This is a genomic window from Pseudomonas sp. FG36, assembly GCF_057809275.1.
The window spans coordinates 12,577-30,651 of the sequence record NZ_JBMDJQ010000017.1 but is presented as its reverse complement, the minus strand read 5'-3'; the positions used below and the strand labels follow the sequence as shown (position 1 = coordinate 30,651).

Here is an 18,075-nt window from a genome sequence, read left to right as displayed (position 1 = left end):
ATTGCGTAGGAATGTTTTCGTTTACCCAGGATAAAAGTCTCGTCGTCGACCTGGAGGTCAAGCCCGCCAGGTCGGGCAAACCAGAGGAGATCTTCAAGGTCGGTGCGCTGCGCAAGCATCCGGACAGCGAGGTCGAATGCGATGTGAACAAGGACCTGGCCCAGGTGCTGGCCAAGGTCGATGACCTTGCCGAAGGCGCCGACTACCTGCTGGGCCACAACCTGATTGCCCACGATCTGCGCATCCTGCGCCAGCAGGCGTCGAACATGCTGTTGCACGACCTGCCGAGCATCGACACCTTGCGTCTGTCGCCACTGGCCTTTCCGCGCAACCCCTATCACCGGCTGGTGAAGGACTACAAGCTGGTGCGCGACACGCTCAACTCGCCGTTGGCCGACTGCCGCCTCACCCTCACCTTGTTCAACGATCAGCGCCAGGCGTTTGCCCAGTTGCAGCAGACCGAGCCCGGCGAGTTGCTCTGCTACCAGGCGCTGCTCGCGCCCACGCCGGCGGAGGACGCCGCAGGCCTGTTCAAGGCGCTGACCGGGCGGGATTCGGTGGCGGTAGAAGAAATCGGGCCGCTGATCGAGCAGCAGATGAAGGAGAGCGATGCCCAGGCCAATCGCGACCTGAAGGTGTGCCGTACGCGCTTGGGCAAGCTGCTCGCCGAAGACCTGCACGACCCCGACATGCACCTGCCGCTGGCCTATGTGCTGGCCTGGTTGCGGGTGTCTGGGGGCAATTCGGTGCTGGCGCCCTGGGTGCGACATCAGTTCCCCAAGGTCGGCGCGCTGATCCGCGAACTGCGCGATGTGCCTTGTGGTCGCGATGATTGCCGGTACTGCCTCACCACCCATGACCCGCGTCATGAACTCAGGCGTTATTTCAACTATCCGGATTTTCGCCTGGAGGCGTCGGGCAAGCCCCTGCAGCATGACATCACCCTGGCCGGCATGCGTGGCCAGCATGTGCTGGCGGTGCTGGCCACCGGTGGCGGCAAGTCGCTGACCTACCAGATTCCGGCGCTCAATCGCTACCACCGCACTGGCAGCCTGACGGTGATCGTCTCGCCGTTGCAGTCGCTGATGAAGGACCAGGTCGACGGCCTGTTGAAAAATGGCGTGCACTGCGCGGCGGCGTTCAATGGCCTGCTCAACATGCCCGAGCGCGCGGATGTGCTGGAGAAGATCCGCCTGGGGGACATCGGCATACTGCTGGTGTCGCCGGAGCAGTTTCGCAACAAGGCGTTCTGCAGCGCCATCGAGCAACGCGAGGTGGGCGGCTGGGTCTTCGACGAAGCCCACTGCCTGTCCAAGTGGGGCAACGACTTCCGCCCCGACTACCACTATGCCGTGCGCTATATCGCCCAGTACCACGGTGCGCGCAAACCGGCGCCCATCGGCTGCTTCACGGCCACGGCCAAGCCTGAGGTGCTGGCGGATATTCGCAGTCACTTCAAGCGTGTGCTGCGGGTCAGGTTCGATGAGTTCCTCGGCAGCCACGAGCGCACCAACCTGACCTTCGAAGTGATGCGCTGCGATCGCGGCGAAAAGGCGCAGCGGGTGCATCGTCTGCTGGAGGAGTACCTTGGGCAGCAGGCTGGCGCGGCGGTGGTGTTCGTGGCCAGCCGCAAGGCGGCGGAGCAACTGTCGGAGTTTCTCGCGCATCAGGGACTCAGTTGCCGACACTTCCATGCCGGGATGGATTCGGCGGACAAAGTCGAGGTTCAGGGGCTCTACAAGAACGGCGAGATCCAGACCATCGTCGCCACCAACGCCTTCGGCATGGGGGTGGACAAGGAGGATATCCGCCTGGTGGTGCATGCCGACATTCCCGGCTCGCTGGAGAATTACCTGCAGGAGGCCGGGCGGGCGGGGCGTGACCAGTTGCCGGCGCATTGTGTGTTGCTGTACGACCCGCAGGACATCGAGACGCAGTTCGGCCTGTGCGAGCGAGCGTGCCTGAGCCAGCGGGATATCCAGCAGATTCAGAAGAAACTCAACGGTGAGTCGAAGCGTCGGGGTGGGGGCAAGCTGGTGATCACGGCGGGTGAGATCCTCATGGACGACAGCGTGCAGACCTCGTTCGACGCCGATGCCCTGGATGCCGAAACCAAGGTGGTCACGGCGGTTGCCTGGCTCGAGCGTGGCGGCTACCTGACACGAGAAGAAAACCACACGCAGATCTTCGCCTCCGGGGTGGACGTGCCGCTTGAGGAGGCCGAGCGCACGCTGCGCGCATCAGAGTTGACGGAGCGTCGTCAGGCGGAGTACCTGGCCATCCTGAGCTACCTGCACAAGGCCAGCCCCGCAGAGCGTATCGATATCCAGAAGCTGGTGGACCTCACCAGCCTGGAACCCCAGGAGGTCGGCCATGTGCTCAAGGACCTGGAAAAGCGCGAGTTGCTGGTGAGCGACACCCAGTTCACGGCGGTGCTCAGCTATGGCCAGGCCGATGCTTCGCCGCAGTTGCTGCAGCAGTTGCTGGAACTCGAGCGGGCGCTGCTGGATACCCTGGCCGAGCAAGCGCCCGACGCGCCGGGCGCGGGATGGCAGGACATCAACGTGACGGCGCTGACCTCGATGCTCAAGCTCCGCCTCGGGCGCAAGAACCTGCTGCCCCTGCATGTGTTGCGCCTGTTGCGCGGGCTGTCGCCGGATCGCGATGCGATTTCCGAGCGGCGCAACAACAGTTTCGAGATGCGCCAGCTCAGCCACGAGTACATCAAGGTGCGTTTCCGTCATGCCGAAGGCTGGGCAGGCCTGAAGGCCGTCAGTGAGACCCGCGGCATCATCGCCACGAAGCTGCTGAACCACCTGATTCGCAAACTCTCCAAGCGGGGCAAGAACCAGTTGGTCGAAGCCACTTTCGGTGAGCTGGTCGGGCTGATCGAGCAGGACCTGGAGCTGCGCGACCGGGTTGCGGACAACCGTGAAAGGTATGTCGAACGGGTGCTGCTGTTCCTGCATCGCCAGGAGGTATTCAGCCTCAACCACGGCATGACCGTGATGCGCCGGGCCATGACCATCAAGGTCGATCCCCAGCGCGGTCGCTTTCTCAAGGACGACTACCAGGGCCTCGATGAGCATTACCGCGAAAAGCGTATCCAGGTGCATGTGATGCGCGAGTACGCCGAGTGCTGGCTGCAGGACCCGAAGGTGGCGCACCAGTTGGTCGACGACTACTTCACGGCGGACAAGGCGGATTTCCTCAAGGACTATTTCGCCGGTCGCGAATCGGTGCTCAAGTACTCCACCAGCGAGGCGTCGTGGCGGATGATCGTCGAGGACCTGAGCGATACCCAGCGGGGTATCGTCACCGACGATCTGGACAGCAACAGACTCGTGCTCGCCGGGCCCGGTTCGGGCAAGACACGGGTCATCGTGCACCGTATCGCCTACCTGTTGCGGGTGCGCCGGGTGCCTGCCAGCGCCATCGTCGCGCTGACCTTCAACCGTCATGCCGCCAACGAGATCCGCAAACGCCTGCTGACACTGGTGGGCGCCGATGCCTACGGGGTCAGCGTGATGACCTATCACAGCCTGGCCATGCGTCTGACGGGTACGCGTTTCCAGCGCGGCGACGAGGTGGATGAGACCACGCTGGGCAATCTGATGCAGGACGCGGTGAAACTGCTCGAAGGCTCGCTGGTGATGAACGCCGACGATGAAGACGGCGTGACCGAGGACGAGCTCGACGAAGCGCGTGCCAACCTGCGCGCGATGTTGCTGCGCGGCTACCGGCATATCCTGGTGGACGAGTACCAGGACATCGACGAGCTGCAGTACCGGCTGGTCAGCGCCCTGGCCGATCGTGGTTCGTCCGATGAAGCCAGGCCATGCATCATGGCCGTGGGCGACGACGATCAGAACATCTACGCGTTTCGTGATACCAACAACCGCTACATTGAGGCATTCCGCCGGGACTACGAGGCGCAGGAAGCCTTCCTCGTGGAGAACTACCGGTCCAGCGCCTGCATCATCGCGGCGGCCAACCACCTGATCGGTCTCAACGGCCAGCGAATGAAGCTCGGCAATCCCATTGCAATTGACGTGCGACGCCGTGACGATCCGCAGGGCGGCGAGTGGCAGGCGCTGGATCCTCAACGCTGCGGCCAAGTGTTGCGCCTGACCATCGATCCGGCCGATCGGCCGTTCGGCAACCGCCAGGCCCAAGCCGCGCTGCAGGAATTGCAACGCCTGCTGGTGCTCGAGAACGGTGTTTGGCAGGGTTGCGCGATACTCGCCCGCAATCACCGATACCTGCTGGCGGTCCAGGCCTGGTGCGAGCACAACGGGGTGCCGTATCACCTGGCGTCGGACAAGGACAGTGGTCTGCCGCCCACCCGTCAGCGAGACTTCGTGGCGGTGGTCGACTGCCTCGCGCAACTGGCCGAGCCCCTGGCCGTCGATCAGGCGTGGCAGCGGGTGCGGGCGCTGCTCGATGAGTACTCGACGGCCTTTTTCGAGGCGGCCTTCGACGAGCTCCGAGTCGAGTTCGGCGACCTCCAGGTGAAGCCTGCGACGATCAGCCAGAGCTTGTACGACTATGTGCGCGAGGTGCGCCGGCAAGCGGGCAACGGCCTGTATCTGGGAACCGTGCATTCGGCCAAGGGTCTGGAGTTCCGCCATGTGGTGCTCCTGGACGGGGGCTGGGTCGACAAGCAGGAGACACTCGATGAGGAGCGTCGCCTGTACTACGTCGGCATGACCCGTGCCGAGCAGACCCTGACCTTGTGCGAGTTCACCGTGAACAACCTCTTCAGCGGTTGCCTGCCCGCCAGCATCCCGCGTCAGGTCTTCGCCGGATGCCACGACCCGGCCCTCGACCGGCGCTATCAGCAATTGACCCTCAAGGATGTCAACCTTGGCCATGTGGGGCGCCATGCAGAAGATGACGACATCCATTCGCGGGTGCGTGACTTGCGCCCAGGCGCACCACTGACACTGAGGTCTCAGGGCAAGAGCTACCTGATCCTCAACCAGCGGGGGCAGGTGGTCGGGCGAACTGCCAAGGCCTTCGAGCCGGGATTTTCGATCGAGCGATGTGAAGTGGCTGATATCGTCGTGCGCTACCGGGAGGAAGGCAATGAGGAACATTGGGGCGAGTACCCCTGCCAGCGTTGGGAGGTCGTGGTGCCGCGCATCTGCGGCATGCCCGGTTAGGGCGGGGGAAGCCACAGGCTGAGTGATCGAGGCAAACCGGGGCTGTTGGCAGGCCAGTCCGGTTTGTCTATACCGTGGTCGGTGGAACGAGCCTGCTGATGTGTGAGGCGTTTGCTGACAATGATCTTGGCGATTTATGTGGGTCCTACAGTCATTCTTCCGTTGTTTATGTAGGCCTTTTCCTAAAGGCACCTTTTCCCCTCGGTAGCCCGTTGTGGCGGATTGGCGCTCGCTTTAGTCTCGGCCTGCTCGTCGCGCTTCACCCGCTGGAACAGGCCGGACCACTGGGCAGCTTACTGCGCAGGGATCGCGCGGTTCGGTCTGGCGGTTCTGGAGGATGAACCGCGACGGGCTCTTTCTTTTTCCAGGGGGCAAGGTCATGGACAAGGACGAACACGCAAAGGGCATTGGCGATTTGAAGATCGTCAGCCTGGTCGGCCGCACCAAGCGGTACGCGGTGCGTGACTGGGTGCAGGCGATCCCGGGCATGCCGACCGAGGACGTGCTGCAGGAAACAACGATCATCCTGGGTTGCATCACCGGGCTCACCTACCAGGCGTTGAGCCAACCGAAGGAGGCACAGACGCTGATGCGGGCGACGTATTACCTCAGCGGCATGGCAAAGGCGATGATCGATGGGCAGTTACCGGTGAAGCGGGAACAAGGCGACAGTTGAACCTCGGTGTAACGACACGGGCCGCTTTCGAGCAATCGAAAGCGGCTGTTTTCGTCCAGGTGCCACACGTGGCGTGGCGCCGGCTTGTCCCGCGACCAACAGCGCAGCTGATACCTCTCAGCTCACCCCGGCCAGCCGTTTGATCTGCTCGGCGAAGTCCTTCTCGGCAATCTTCACCTCCACCAGTACTGGCCGCTGCACCACCATCAGCAACTGCGGCAGCAAGCGTTCCAGCTCGTCCACCGTTTCCACCCGATACCCCAGCGCGCCATAACCGCTGGCCAGCGCCGTATAGTCTAGCGCGGGCAGGGTATCGAACGGCGCGAATTCACCCTCGGGCGTGAAGGCATCAGGGTCGACGAAGGCCTGCTCGATCGCATACACCTGGTTGCTCATCACGAACATCACGGCATTGACCTTGTTGCGCGCCAGCGCCGCCAGCGACTGGCTGACCATCATGAACCCGCCATCGCCGGCCACCACCACCGGGCGCCGGCCACTGCCCAGCGCCACGCCCAGGGCGCAGCCGGTCTCGTGGCCGAGCGAGCCCCAGATGGCATCGGAGATAAAACTGCCGCGGGGCATGCCGTTGATGTTGCTGGCCACGTACAGCGACGAGCTTTCGCCGAGGATCAGCGTGCTGGTCTGCCACAGGCGATGCTCCTGGGCGAAGTTCACCAGGCTGTCGAAGAAGCTCGCATAGCTCAGCGCGCTGGGCACCGCGCCGCTGCCCAGCAGCGGGCGCGAGGCGGCCAGGGCGGTGCCCGGGCGGGGGAACTGGGTGTCCACCTTCAGGGCCTTGAGCAGGGCCTCGACATAGTCGGGCAGGCGCACGTTGGGGTAGTAGTCGGCGCCGGCGCGGGCCAGCTCGCAGTTCACCTGGACGATTTCGCCATAGCGGGCCTTGAGCAGGTCGAGGTAGTCATCGGTGAAGATCACGCCGATGGCCAGGATGCAGTCGCAGGCATCCACCCGGGCCGAGGTTTCCGGGCGCGAGGCGGGGCCGGCGTAGGTGCCGATGAACGGCGCCTGGCTTTCGTCGAGCACGGTCTTGGCGTCGAGGGTGGTGGAGAAGGGCAGGCCGCAACTGTCGATCAGGCGTTGCACGGCGTCCTGCAAACCGTAGCGGATGATCTCCACGCCCAGCAGCACCAGCGGCTGGCGCGCCGTGGCCAGGCGTTGCACGCTGGCCTCGACCAGGCTTTGCAAAGCCTGGGGGTTGGACGGGCGTGGGGCTGGGGTCAGCTGGCCGTGGGGGCGGCTGACCTCGGCGCCCCAGATGTCCTGGTAGGCCTCCAGGTAGATGGGCTGGCGGTGGGTGAGAGCGGCGATCAGCGCGTTGTCGATCTGCCACGGCGCGCGGTGCGGGTCGGACAGGATCTCGCAGGCCACGGTCACCTGTTCCAGCACGTTGCGGTCGGCCTCGAAGTTGCCGGTGGAGTGATGGAATAGCACGTTCTGGGCATTGGCCTTGAGGCGGTCGCTGGTCGAGGGGCTGGCGGAGATCACCACCACCGGGTTGCGCTCCACGTAGGCGCCGGCGATGGCGTTCACCGCGCTGAAGGTGCCCACCCCGTACTGCAGCGACACCGCGCCCAGGCCGTGTACCCGGGCGTAACCGTCAGCGCTGTAGGCGGCGCCCATCTCGTAGACTTCGCCCACGGCATCGATGCCATCGAAGGCGTCCAGCGCGCTCATGAACCTGGAGCAGTAATCCCCCGGCACCTGGAACACCTTGTCCAGGCCCAGCTCCTTGAGCCGGGTCAGCAGGTAGTCGGCTACGGTAAAGGTGCTCATGGCTTGACCCCCGCGCAGATGGCCTGGGTGATGGTTTCGAGCACCTGCGGCGCGTGGTCGGGCATGGGCGGGGTGGCGTAGTCGATCTCTTCCGGGGCCGGAGTCGGCAGCAACTGGTAGCTGGCCGGCAGCCAGTTGGGACGCGGCAGTTCGAAGAACTCCTGCAGGGCGGACTCGGCGGTGGTCAGCGCGCCTTCGACCCAACCCTGGCCATAGGAATACGCCTCGCCGACGATGAACACCTGCTGGTCTTTAACCGGGTGGCGCATCTTCTGGATGATCAGGTCCAGGCGGTAGTTGGCCTTCCACTCGTGCCAGCCGCCACCGTAGGGGTCGGCGTCCCAGGCGTGGTACACGGCGCTGTAGGGCGCCGGCAGCTCGACCTGGGCGTGCAGCTGGGTGACCTGGCGCTGGGCGATGCGCACCATCTCGTCGCTGATCTGGAACTGCGTGCGCGGCACCACCGCGTCGTTGGCGATGCGCCCTTCGAGGCTGCGCGGGGTGTAGCCGATGAATTCGGGGCCGTCTTCCAGGCCTTTCCAGAACGGCACGGTGCCGATGTCGTTGTAGGAGGCCATCAGCAGCGAGTTGAAGGTGTTCTCGCCACCTGCCTGATCGCACTCCGTGCCCATGTAGTAGCACTGGCGGATCGGCAGGTCGGTGACCGAACGCCCGGCCACCAGGCCGAGGTTGCGCCACCAGGGTTGCTCATAGGCCAGGAACAGCTTGAATGCCGACTGCACCAGCACCGAGCCGAGGTTGTCCTTGAGCCACGGGTCGTCGAACAGCGGCGAATCGATCAGCTCCAGCGCGCGGCGCGGCAGGGCGAGGATCACCTGGCGGGCGTGGACGATGTCCTCGCCTTCGAGGTCGTGGGTCTTGCCGTTGACGGTTTCGGTGTGGCGCAGGTGCAGGCGGTAGGGGTACTCGGTGTCGTCGCTGTAGCTCAGGGCGGCCAGGCGGCGGTTCATCTGGATGCGCTGGTCGGCGGGCACCCGGCCGCCGGCTTGTTCGCTGAAGCGCTGGGCCAGGGTCAGCGGCAGGCTCTGGAAGCCATCCTTGAGCGTGCGGAACACGGTGGCGTCGCTGTACTCGGTGGCGGGCAGCTGGGTCACGGCGCTGGCGTTGGCGACGTTGGCTTCGTAGCCGCCGGCGTCCTTCATGAACTGGTAGCCCTCGTTGCTCAGCACGCGGTAGAGGAGGTCCCAGAAGCCGTAGCGCCAGATCGGCTTGCCGAATACCTGTACCTGCATCTGCTCGGCCAGGCTCAGCTTGTCGAAGCCGGGGTAGATGCTGTTCATCACGTTGACCTGGAGGTCTTCGGGGTTGTAGCCGCGCTCGGTCCAGCCCAGGTCGTAGGGAATCTTGTGCGGCGCCTCGACGAAGTCGCGGAAGCGGAAGCGCTGGCCGCGCAGGTAGAACAGGTTGTCCTGGGCGCCGATGGGCGCGTCCTTGGGCAGTTCGTTGCCCATGGGGAAGTCCTTGCTCGGCAGGCCCAGGTGCTGCACCAGGGTGTCGACCATCACATGGCCGTCGGCGCCGGGCATGTAGCGCATGCCGCCCACCTCGGCGACCACGTTGGGCAGGCCGGGCAGCTTGACGCTGAACAGCCGCCCGCCGATGCGGTCGCCATATTCGAACAACTGGATCCGCATGCTGTCGCCGTGGGCCTGTTGCAGGCGCCAGGCGCTGTAGGTACCGGAGACACCGCCGCCGATGATGGCGACGTCCAAGGGTTGGGGCTGGCTCATCGCAAAATCCTTTTTGTTGTTGTGGGCAAGGAATCCATGTGACGAGCCAGTATTGTCGAGGTTTGGCGGAATGCCAGTTTGCCATCATCGATTTTTCGAACGGGCCCAGGCCCTGGCGCAATACGCGGTACGGGGTGTCAATGTCCGTGATACCGATGTGCCGTTGATTGCGGCAGCTAGGTACGCCCTTTCAACAGTGCTGCCAGGGCGATGGTCAGGCCAACGGCGGTCGCCATCGCAACCAGCATGGTAATGGCGACGCCCGTGTGTTCGAGCAACCCCGCCATCGTCAGATAGAACGCAATCACCCCCACCGCCCCGATCGCATTGCCCCGCACCATCGCCGCCATCCCGACGCGTCCGCCCTGCACATGGGCGAACACCACCAATGGCCAGGCGATCACCGGGATCGGCGCCAACATCCCGCTGGTCGCCGGCCCCAGCCAACTGGCCAAGCTGGTGGTGAGCATCAGCAGCGCGGTGGCGGACACCATGCGCAGGGGGATCTCCCAATAGCGGTGCCGGGGCTGGGCAAGCGTATCGGGTCTTGGCTCGCGACCACTGGCGCGGATCAGCACGCCGATCAGCAGCAGCGCCACGCCGACCGACAGGTACAACCCGCCCCAGTGGGTGAAAGCATAGGCCGCCAGGCCATAGAACAGGATCGCCAGCGATACCGCCGCAGCGATGCCGAGCTTGCGTGTGGCGAACAGGTAGAAGGTGTAGGTGGCCTGCACGGCCGCCAGCCCACCCAGCGCACCCGGCACCGCGCCCAGGGCGAAGGCCGTGCCTTGCTCCAGGCACAGGAAGGTCATCACCAGCGCCGAGGTGATCGGCAGGCCGGACAGCAAGCCGCCGAGCAGGCCGCCCCAGCGCCGTGAAGCGAGTGAGATGGCCCACATCAGCAGCGGGGTGACGAGGAGTTTCAGGTAGAAGAGGGTCATTGCGCGCGGTTCCGGTTCTGCAAGGGGGCGCCCGCCGTCGGCATTGGGTGGGGCGCGGGTGGATCAGCCGCGGCTGGCCTCCAGGGCCTGGGCAAGGTCGGCGATGATGTCGTCGCTGTGCTCGATACCGATCGACAGGCGCACCATGTCCCGTGGCACGCCGGCCTTTTCCAGCTCTTCGTCGTTGAGCTGGCGATGGGTGGTGGAGGCGGGGTGGCAGGCCAGCGACTTGGCGTCACCGATGTTCACCAGGCGCACCACCAGTTGCAGTGCATCGATGAAGCGCGCTCCGGCGGCCTGGCCGCCCTTGATGCCGAACGACAGGATTGAGGCCGGTTTGCCGCCGGTGTAGCGCTGGGCCAGTTGGTGCTCGGGGTGATCGGGCAGGCCTGCGTATTTCACCCAGGCCACCTGGTCGTGTTCCTGCAGGTAGCGGGCAACCTTGAACGCGTTTTCGGTATGCCGCTCCATGCGCAGGGCCAGGGTCTCCAGGCCTTGCAGGATCAGGAAGGCGTTGAATGGCGACAGCGCGGCGCCAGTGTTGCGCAGCGGCACCACGCGGCAGCGGCCGATGAAGGCGGCGGGGCCGAAGGCTTCGGTGTAGGTGACGCCGTGGTAGGACGGGTCGGGAGTATTGAGCAGGGCGAAACGTTGCTTGTGATCGGCCCAGGGGAATTTGCCCGAGTCGATGACGATGCCGCCGATGCTGGTGCCGTGGCCGCCGATGTACTTGGTCAACGAGTGCACGACAATATCGGCGCCGTGCTCGAACGGGCGGCAGAGGATTGGCGTGGCCACGGTGTTGTCGACGATCAGCGGCACGCCGTGGCGGTGGGCGGCCTCGGCCAGCGCGGCGATATCGACGATGTTGCCGGCAGGGTTGCCGATGGACTCGCAGAACACTGCCTTGGTGCGATCGTCGATCAGTGCCTCGAGGGCGGCGATGTCGTCGTGGGCGGCGAAGCGGGTAGTGATGCCCTGGCGCGGCAGGGTGTGGGCCAGCAGGTTGTAGGTACCGCCGTACAGCTTGGCCACCGAGACGATGTTGTCGCCGGCCTCGGCGACGGTCTGGATGGCGTAGGTGATGGCGGCCATGCCCGAAGCCACTGCAAGCGCGCCAACCCCGCCTTCGAGGGCGGCCATGCGCTGCTCGAGCACATCGTTGGTGGGGTTCATGATGCGCGAGTAGATATTGCCGGCGACCTTGAGGTCGAACAGGTCGGCGCCGTGCTGGGTGTCATCGAAAGCGAACGAGGTGGTCTGGTAGATCGGCACGGCCACCGCCTTGGTGGTCGGGTCGGGGCTGAAGCCCGCGTGGATGGCGAGTGTTTCCAGCTTCATGCGGTCATTCCTTGAGCGTGGGGTGGAAGCGGTCGAGCATGGAGTGGGCTGGACGCGCTGGTCAAGGGGCCAAGGTGAGAGGACCTGGCAGTTTTGCCAGTAGTTGCCGGTGGGAAGCCTGCGCGATCATCGGCGCATGCACCTGGCCATGTGGGCGGTGCACGCTCAGGAGCCATGCCATGTCGACCCTGATGGTCGCTTCATCGTCTTTCTACGGCGCCGCCTTGCTGCTCGTTCTGTTTGTCGGCGTGGTCTACAGCACGCGCAAACAGTTCATGCCCTATCACAGCGTGGCGCTTTCGCGTAGCTGGCGCGATCTGGATGACGCTCAGCGGCTACTGCTGCTGGCATTGATCCACTTGGTTGGCTGGGGCTGGATGGTCATTGCCTTCGCCGGTTTTGCCTTGTTGTTGGGCGCCTGGTACTACCAGCCTGCGCAGCCTGGCCTGCTTATGGCATTGCAGGCGTTGATCACGCTGGGCACTGCGCCGGTCATCAGGGTGTCCAGCGGGGTCAGGCAGCGTACGGGCGCCGCGCCGCCCATTTATATCGGTTGGATCATTCTGTGCCTGAGCCTGGCCGGTTTTCTGCTCGCCTGGCCGCTCTGGTCGCAATCGTGACGGTGTGCAGTGCCATCGAGCGCGCATCCCTCTGGATGCCGGATACAACGCTTGGCAAGCGCTGCAGGGTGGCCGCCAGCAGGCATCTACTGCCCATTCAGCCGAGTGGTTTCTTCGTCCAGATACCCCAGTAAGGCGGCCACCTCGGTTTCCCCCAATCGCATGTTGGGCATCGCCAACTGGTTGTACTGCGTGAACAGCAGCATCGCCAACGGGTCTTTCTCCGCGAGCATCCGATCAGGCTCCATCAGCCAGCGCTTCAACCACAGTTCATCCCGTTGCCGGGTCACCCCCAGCAGATCCGGGCCGATGCCGTGGGTGGCGCCTGGCTCGGCGTCGCCCAAGGTGTGGCACGACGAGCAGCGAGTCCTGAACAGTTGCTCGCCTTTGCTGGGCGGGCGTATGTCGGGGGCCTGGGTGTAGTCGCGGGGCTGGGCGCTGGCGGTTTTCCAGTTGTGCAGGCTGTTGGCCAGGCGGTCGGCGAGGATGTACGGGCTTTCGAAGGGCGAGGCTTTCATCCAGCGGCCGGTGGCCTGGTTGCCGATGATCAGGCTGAGGTTGTGGTCCTTGCTGCGGCCATTCTCCAGGCCTTCGATGTACAGGCCCAGGCTGCGGCGCAGCTGTTCGATGTCGGCGGCCTCGCCGGTGAGCAGGGTCCAGCCGGGGCCGATGGCGAATTTTTCCGCGTAGCGCTTCAGGGTGGCGGGCGTGTCGTTGTAGGGATCGATGCTGATCGAGTAGATGAAGATGTCCTGGCCGACGCGTTCGCCCAGCAGCTTCTGTACCTGGCGCAGGCGGGCGGTCTCCACCGGGCAGGAGTCGCCGCAGCCGGTGAAGATGAAATTGATGGCAACCACCTTGTCCTTGATCAGGTCGTCGAAGAAATGGACCTGGCGGCCGTCCTGGGTGAGCAAGGGAATGTTGGGGAAGTAGTTGGCACCCCAGGGGGTGTCGGGGTCAGCGCTGGCGCTGGTCGGGGGCAGGGCGCAGGGCAGGCTGAGGATGATCAGCAGGGGGAGCAGCAGGCGCCAGGTGTGGGGCATGGTCTTACCCTCTTGGATATCTGATGGGGCCTGCGATGCAGGCCATCGCTGGCAAGCCAGCTCCCACATGTACAGCGCCGATCACAAGGCATGCACAGCAACTGTGGGAGCCGGCTTGTCGTGGCGACGAACCGCGGTGAAAGGGCCGCGCAGCGGCCCCTTGCACGACGTCACTTGATACTCAACGGTACCGTCACACTCTGCCCCAGCGCTGACTTGACCGTTACCGCCGGTGGCGAGGCCGGTCCGCTGCCGGTAGTGGTCACCGACAGTTTCCAGCGCGCTCCGGAGCCGCTGGCGCTCAACGTCGCCAGGCCCAGGTCGAGCGGCCCGCTGGTGGTGTTGCTGGTCACCCGGATGCTGTTGCCGGCGGCTACCGAGGTGGTACCGGAAACCTCCCAGGTCCAGCGGCTGTTGCTGCGCAACTGCACCGAAGCGCTGCTGACCTGGATCTCGTCCATCGGCACTGCGGGCGAAACCGCGATGCTCACCGTGGCCGGGGCCAGGGATTCGAGGCCCTTGGCGTCGCGTGCGGCGTAGGTGAAGCTGGCGGTGAACGCCGTGGCGACGGTGGCCGGTGGGGTGTAGGTGACCTGGGTACCGTTGCTGCTGACCGTGCCCTGGCCGGAGTCGGGCTGGGCCAGGCTGCTGACGCTCAGCGGCAGGTTGCCGTCGGGGTCGGTGTCGTTGGCCAGCACGTTGAGCACGATCGGCCTGCCGGCCATGGTCGCGGCGCTGTCGTTGACCGCCACCGGCGGCTTGTTGCTGTCGTTGCCCGAGCCGCTGCTCGAGGTGCGGAAGGTCGGCAGGGCCGCGGAGTTGACATACTCCACGCCATCCCAGCCAGGCAATGGCGTCGGCATCATCTGGAACTGGCCGGGGTGCTCGAGGTCCCAGCGCAGCAGCATCGAGGTGTCTTCGTGCTGGGTGTTGTGGCAGTGTTCCATGTAGGTGCCGGCGAACTCACGGAAGCGGATGGCCATTTCCACTTCTTCCGAAGAGTCGCTGTCCGGGCCGATGCGGTAGACGTCCTTGCGCGCCCATTTTTCCCATTCCGGCGGGGCCTTGCCGTCGCGGCTGAGGATCACTCCTTCCTCAAAGTGCACATGCACCGGGTGGCTCCAGCCATTGCCACCGTTCTTGATCTTCCACACTTCCAGGGTGCCGTCGCCGCTGAAGCCGCCGTCGGTGGCCTCGTTGGCCAGTTGCGGGGCGGCGCTGATGCGCCGTGGATCCATGGTGTAGCCGAAGCCGCCGTCGGTCTTGATGGTCCAGGGGGTGCTGTCGGTGCCGTCGGAGCGGCCGAAGATGAACTCGCGGTGGCGGGCGGCCTTGATCTTGGTCTGGTCACTGGCGCTGTTGCGGTCGATTGACAGGGGGATCATCACCAGTCCGGCCGCTTTGCCGGGCTTGGCCGGTTCATACAGGCTCGGATCCATGCTGAGGTCCTGGCCGGTATAGGGCTGCACGATCAACTGCATGAACTTGCCGACCACCGGGTCGCCGCCATCCCATTCCGGGCCTTTGCTGGTCTGCTTGATCACCGCCTTGTACTTCTCCGACAACACGTCGGCCAGGGATATGGGTTGTTTCGGGCCCTTGCCGGTGTCGTGCTCCATGAGGTTGACGAAGTACAGCTTGTCGCCGACCTTGATCCCATTCTTGGCGAAATTGATGATGATGTCGTAGCGCTCGGCGATGCCTTGCAGCGGCAGGATGGCGTTGTTGTCCTGCAGGCTGCCGTCGCCGTTGAGGTCGAGGGTGCCGTCGAACGGCACGGCGTGTTCCATGATATTGCCGTCGTTGGCGATCATGTGGAACGGCACGCGGGCATAGGAGACGTTGGAGCCGCTCGGGCCTTTGAACTCGCCGCTGTTGCCGGCGATTTCACGCACCACGGCAAACTTGAAGTAGCGCGACACCGAGCCGTTGAGAATGCGGAACCGATAGCTGCGCGCGCGCACCTTGAGCTTGGGCTGGTACTGCCAGTTGACCAGGATCTGGTCGCCGAGGAAGCCGTCGGTGTTGAACGGGTTGAACCACAACTGGCCGTTGGCGTCCCACGCCTTGTCGGCGATAACCAGGTTGACGTCGTAGTCGCGGTTGCCCCACGGCATCGCCGCGCCGCTGGGGAAGCGCAGGTTGACGCCGTCCTGCAGGGCCTCGTTGCCACGGTCGATGGCCGAGTAGTAGTTCATCATCACCGCGTTGCCCTTGTAGACGTTCTGCGCGGTGAAATCGAGCATGTGGTCGTGGAACCAGTGGGTGCTCATGGTCTCGCGCCAGTCGCCGCGGATCTTGATGCTGCCGTTCTCGCAGGTCTTGAGGCCCGGGGAGGCATCGTTGACGTACAGGGTTTCGCCCGGCGCGCAGGGGAAGGCGGCGCGCGGGTCCTGGGCGCGGGTGTTGATGGTGTCGTAGCCGGCCAGCTGGATCGGCCAGCGGTAGTCATAGTACTGGCCGGGGAAGAAGTAGGCGTTGGCGAAGCCGTCGCTCTCGGCCGGCGAGTGGCCGTTGTGCTCGTGGGTGGAGATGGTGTGCAGGCCGAAGCCGTTGTTGGCCGAGGGGTCGATCGGGAGGGCGTTGTAGTGGCGCATCAGCACCGGCTGGCCATAGCGCACCATCAGCAGCTTGACCGGGAAGGTACCGTCGAAGGTCCACAGCGCCTTGTGGCCCTGCAAGGGCATCTTCGGATGGAAGCGGGTATCGATGCCCTTGGTGGTGCCCAGGGTGGTGGGGATGTCGGAGGTCTGGTAGTACAGCCCGCCCGGGGCGAATTCGCCCCGGGCGTAGTTGTGCAGTTGCTTGCGGTCGCGCAGGCCCTGGTTGATGCGCGCGCCGGCCTGCGCGGTCTTGAATGCGGCCTGGGGGTAGAACTCGTTCCAGCGCTGGTGCGACCAGCCTTTTCCTGGCGGGCGGCCTTCGGCGGGCGAACCGACCCCGCTGCGGTTAAGGAACATCTCGATCTGCGCCTTCCACGGGTTGCGGTCGAGCACGTTGGCGTACTGCGACGGGAACGGTGTCAGCCCCGGCTGGGTGAGGAACGCCTCCAGGGCATTGCCGTTGGGGCTGCTGCGCGCGGCGTAGTCCGGGTCCTGCGCGGGCGCGGCACCGATCACGGGGGGCGGGAAGGTCAGGCTGTAGGGCGGGGTGGCCGGGTCGAGCTTCTCCGGGCCGAATTCTTCGAACAGCAGCAGTTGCTGGGTGAACGGCTCGGCGCCGAACAACGGGCTGGGCTTGCCGTTGGTGGGGTATTTGCGTGAAGTCTGCAGGGTGGGGGGCAGCACGTTGTTGCTGGTCACCGTGGCGCGGGTGCCGTAGGCACCGTTGCTCAGTTCCAGCGACCCTTCGTTGGCCTCGGGCATCGACTTCAAGGCTTCCAGTGCGGCGGCCTGGGCCACTGGGTCGGCGGCCGGGTCGCTGAAGGCCGAGGGGTCGGTGGGTGGTGGTTGGCTCACGTCGTCCAGCGACCCGGCGAACGCGCTGGCCAGCCCGAGGCTGAGCAGCAACGCCGTGACGGAGGACAACCTGAACACCTGGGTCGATGTTGCAGCTGGTTTCTTCATTGCCGTGTGCCCCGTGTTGTGCAGGTTGGCATCTGTTGCCACTGCGATAAGTGGCGATGTGCCTTGAACAGGGGTCAGCAACCGCTGTGCCAATCGGCAAATGGCTAAACGCCACGTGTTTCAAGATGTTGCAAAGGTGCGAGTGAGACACGCTCGGGCAGTTGCCACAAACCTGGGGATAGACACCCAGGGCTGGGTGGGGAATGCTCCCCACTTCTCGAACACGAGGTGGGCTAGGCTCCTGTCGCGGGCTTGCCCCGCGATAGTTTCGCCACAGGCAGCCAGGCCTTGCCCGCAACCGGTGTTCTTGGCACCCTTGCCTGCCTTGCGTCTCGTCACGCCCATCAAACAAGGAACCTTCACGGTGAGTTGGGAAAAAGTCGGTAAATCCCTGGTGGGCCTGCTGGCCCTGGTTGCCGTCGCCGCCACGTTCTATATGGCGTTGCGCGACGACGACCGCCTGCAGGCGCGCCTGACCTACGCCCATCTCACCTACCCGGGCCAGTTCAACGAGCGCATCAGCCAGGCCAACGACCTGCTCAAGTACGAGCGGTTGCATTCCCAGATCAGCGAGATCGGCGCAGGGGCCCTCAGCCACCCGCAGATCGACAAGCTGGTTGACCTGGCCCAAGCGCCGTATCTGCACCTGTTCGCCAGGCCCTTCGAGGCCGGCCTGGTGGACCACCGCACCGGTCTGCTCATCGAGCTGTCCAACCCCGCCCGTGTACCGCTCAAGGCCGTGCACATTCGCCTGCCGGCCAAGGGGCTGGTGCAGGTGCGCGATGCGGCCGGCAACGACACGCTGGTGCCGACGCCGACCAGCAGCATCGACCTGCCGGCCATTGACGGGGTAAGCGAGAGCAAGGTCTGGGTGTACTTCGACGCTGACTATTCGCAGATCCGCCAGGCTGGGATCAGTATTCGCGATGCCGATGGCAGTGCCGATATCCAGGTGGTTCGTGAAGTGACGGGGTTCCCGGCGCTGCTGGCGCGTTACAGTCAGGTGGTGGTGGCGGTGTTCGCCGCGCTGGGGCTGGGGTTGCTGGCGCTGGCGTATATCTGGTTGGGGCGGGCACGGGTCGCCGGGGTATCGCATAGCCTGTAGGCGATAAGCCTATGGTGCGCCGGCTTGAAAAAGACCTGAATTCAGACCAATCTATGGCTCTTGAATG

General features: G+C 64.8%; 10 protein-coding genes. 4 read left to right on the top strand and 6 right to left on the bottom strand.

All coding sequences use genetic code 11. The annotated features are described in order from the left end of the window. Positions 1 to 11: 11 nt before the first annotated feature. Together ACODS9_RS14840 and ACODS9_RS14835 are read left to right on the top strand one after the other, a co-directional pair. On the top strand, positions 12 to 5,165 hold the full coding sequence (locus ACODS9_RS14840) for a RecQ family ATP-dependent DNA helicase (RefSeq protein ID WP_489094153.1): 5,154 nt from the start codon (positions 12 to 14) through the stop codon (positions 5,163 to 5,165). Between the two features lie 379 nt (positions 5,166 to 5,544). Then, positions 5,545 to 5,841, top strand: a complete 297-nt coding sequence (locus ACODS9_RS14835; RefSeq protein WP_181427685.1) for a DUF3077 domain-containing protein — start codon at positions 5,545 to 5,547, stop codon at positions 5,839 to 5,841. A gap of 117 nt (positions 5,842 to 5,958) precedes the next feature. Here the strand turns inward: ACODS9_RS14835 and ACODS9_RS14830 are convergent, their stop codons facing one another. The 4 genes from ACODS9_RS14830 to ACODS9_RS14815 all read right to left on the bottom strand — a co-directional run bounded on the left by ACODS9_RS14830 (position 5,959) and on the right by ACODS9_RS14815 (position 11,674). Further along, positions 5,959 to 7,638: an alpha-keto acid decarboxylase family protein gene (locus ACODS9_RS14830; RefSeq protein WP_489094152.1), complete on the bottom strand. Its 1,680-nt coding sequence runs from the start codon at positions 7,636 to 7,638 to the stop codon at positions 5,959 to 5,961. After that, positions 7,635 to 9,389 (bottom strand): flavin monoamine oxidase family protein, encoded by a 1,755-nt coding sequence (locus tag ACODS9_RS14825; RefSeq protein ID WP_489094151.1) that lies wholly within the window; start codon positions 9,387 to 9,389, stop codon positions 7,635 to 7,637. Before ACODS9_RS14825 ends, ACODS9_RS14830 begins: the two co-directional genes overlap by 4 nt. 176 nt (positions 9,390 to 9,565) lie before the next feature. After that, positions 9,566 to 10,333, bottom strand: coding sequence for a hypothetical protein (locus ACODS9_RS14820; protein WP_489094150.1), 768 nt, complete (start codon positions 10,331 to 10,333; stop codon positions 9,566 to 9,568). 63 nt (positions 10,334 to 10,396) lie between these two features. After that, positions 10,397 to 11,674: a bifunctional O-acetylhomoserine aminocarboxypropyltransferase/cysteine synthase gene (locus ACODS9_RS14815; protein ID WP_489094149.1), complete on the bottom strand. Its 1,278-nt coding sequence runs from the start codon at positions 11,672 to 11,674 to the stop codon at positions 10,397 to 10,399. Positions 11,675 to 11,853: 179 nt separating this feature from the next. On the opposite strand from ACODS9_RS14815, the gene ACODS9_RS14810 reads away from it, so the two are divergent. Beyond that, complete coding sequence (locus ACODS9_RS14810) at positions 11,854 to 12,294, top strand: hypothetical protein (RefSeq protein WP_111533119.1); 441 nt, start codon at positions 11,854 to 11,856, stop codon at positions 12,292 to 12,294. 86 nt (positions 12,295 to 12,380) lie between these two features. Here ACODS9_RS14810 and ACODS9_RS14805 read toward each other — a convergent pair whose 3' ends face one another. Both ACODS9_RS14805 and ACODS9_RS14800 read right to left on the bottom strand, forming a co-directional pair. Next, on the bottom strand, positions 12,381 to 13,337 hold the full coding sequence (locus tag ACODS9_RS14805) for an SCO family protein (RefSeq protein WP_489094148.1): 957 nt from the start codon (positions 13,335 to 13,337) through the stop codon (positions 12,381 to 12,383). A 170-nt stretch (positions 13,338 to 13,507) separates the two neighbouring features. After that, a complete protein-coding gene (locus ACODS9_RS14800; protein ID WP_489094147.1) occupies positions 13,508 to 16,903 on the bottom strand; it encodes an Ig-like domain-containing protein in 3,396 nt (1,131 codons plus the stop codon). Between the two features lie 364 nt (positions 16,904 to 17,267). Here ACODS9_RS14800 and ACODS9_RS14795 point away from each other — a divergent pair, with 364 nt between their 5' ends. After that, complete coding sequence (locus tag ACODS9_RS14795; protein ID WP_401110673.1) at positions 17,268 to 18,008, top strand: hypothetical protein; 741 nt, start codon at positions 17,268 to 17,270, stop codon at positions 18,006 to 18,008. The last annotated feature ends 67 nt before the right edge of the window (positions 18,009 to 18,075 follow it).

What these genes read in the sequence shown, in the direction of transcription:
- ACODS9_RS14840 (WP_489094153.1), top strand. Translation starts at nt 12, where the DNA reads ATGTTTTCGTTTACCCAGGATAAAAGTCTCGTCGTCGACCTGGAGGTC.
- ACODS9_RS14835 (WP_181427685.1), top strand. Translation starts at nt 5,545, where the DNA reads ATGGACAAGGACGAACACGCAAAGGGCATTGGCGATTTGAAGATCGTC.
- ACODS9_RS14830 (WP_489094152.1), bottom strand. Translation starts at nt 7,638, where the DNA reads ATGAGCACCTTTACCGTAGCCGACTACCTGCTGACCCGGCTCAAGGAG.
- ACODS9_RS14825 (WP_489094151.1), bottom strand. Translation starts at nt 9,389, where the DNA reads ATGAGCCAGCCCCAACCCTTGGACGTCGCCATCATCGGCGGCGGTGTC.
- ACODS9_RS14820 (WP_489094150.1), bottom strand. Translation starts at nt 10,333, where the DNA reads ATGACCCTCTTCTACCTGAAACTCCTCGTCACCCCGCTGCTGATGTGG.
- ACODS9_RS14815 (WP_489094149.1), bottom strand. Translation starts at nt 11,674, where the DNA reads ATGAAGCTGGAAACACTCGCCATCCACGCGGGCTTCAGCCCCGACCCG.
- ACODS9_RS14810 (WP_111533119.1), top strand. Translation starts at nt 11,854, where the DNA reads ATGTCGACCCTGATGGTCGCTTCATCGTCTTTCTACGGCGCCGCCTTG.
- ACODS9_RS14805 (WP_489094148.1), bottom strand. Translation starts at nt 13,337, where the DNA reads ATGCCCCACACCTGGCGCCTGCTGCTCCCCCTGCTGATCATCCTCAGC.
- ACODS9_RS14800 (WP_489094147.1), bottom strand. Translation starts at nt 16,903, where the DNA reads ATGAAGAAACCAGCTGCAACATCGACCCAGGTGTTCAGGTTGTCCTCC.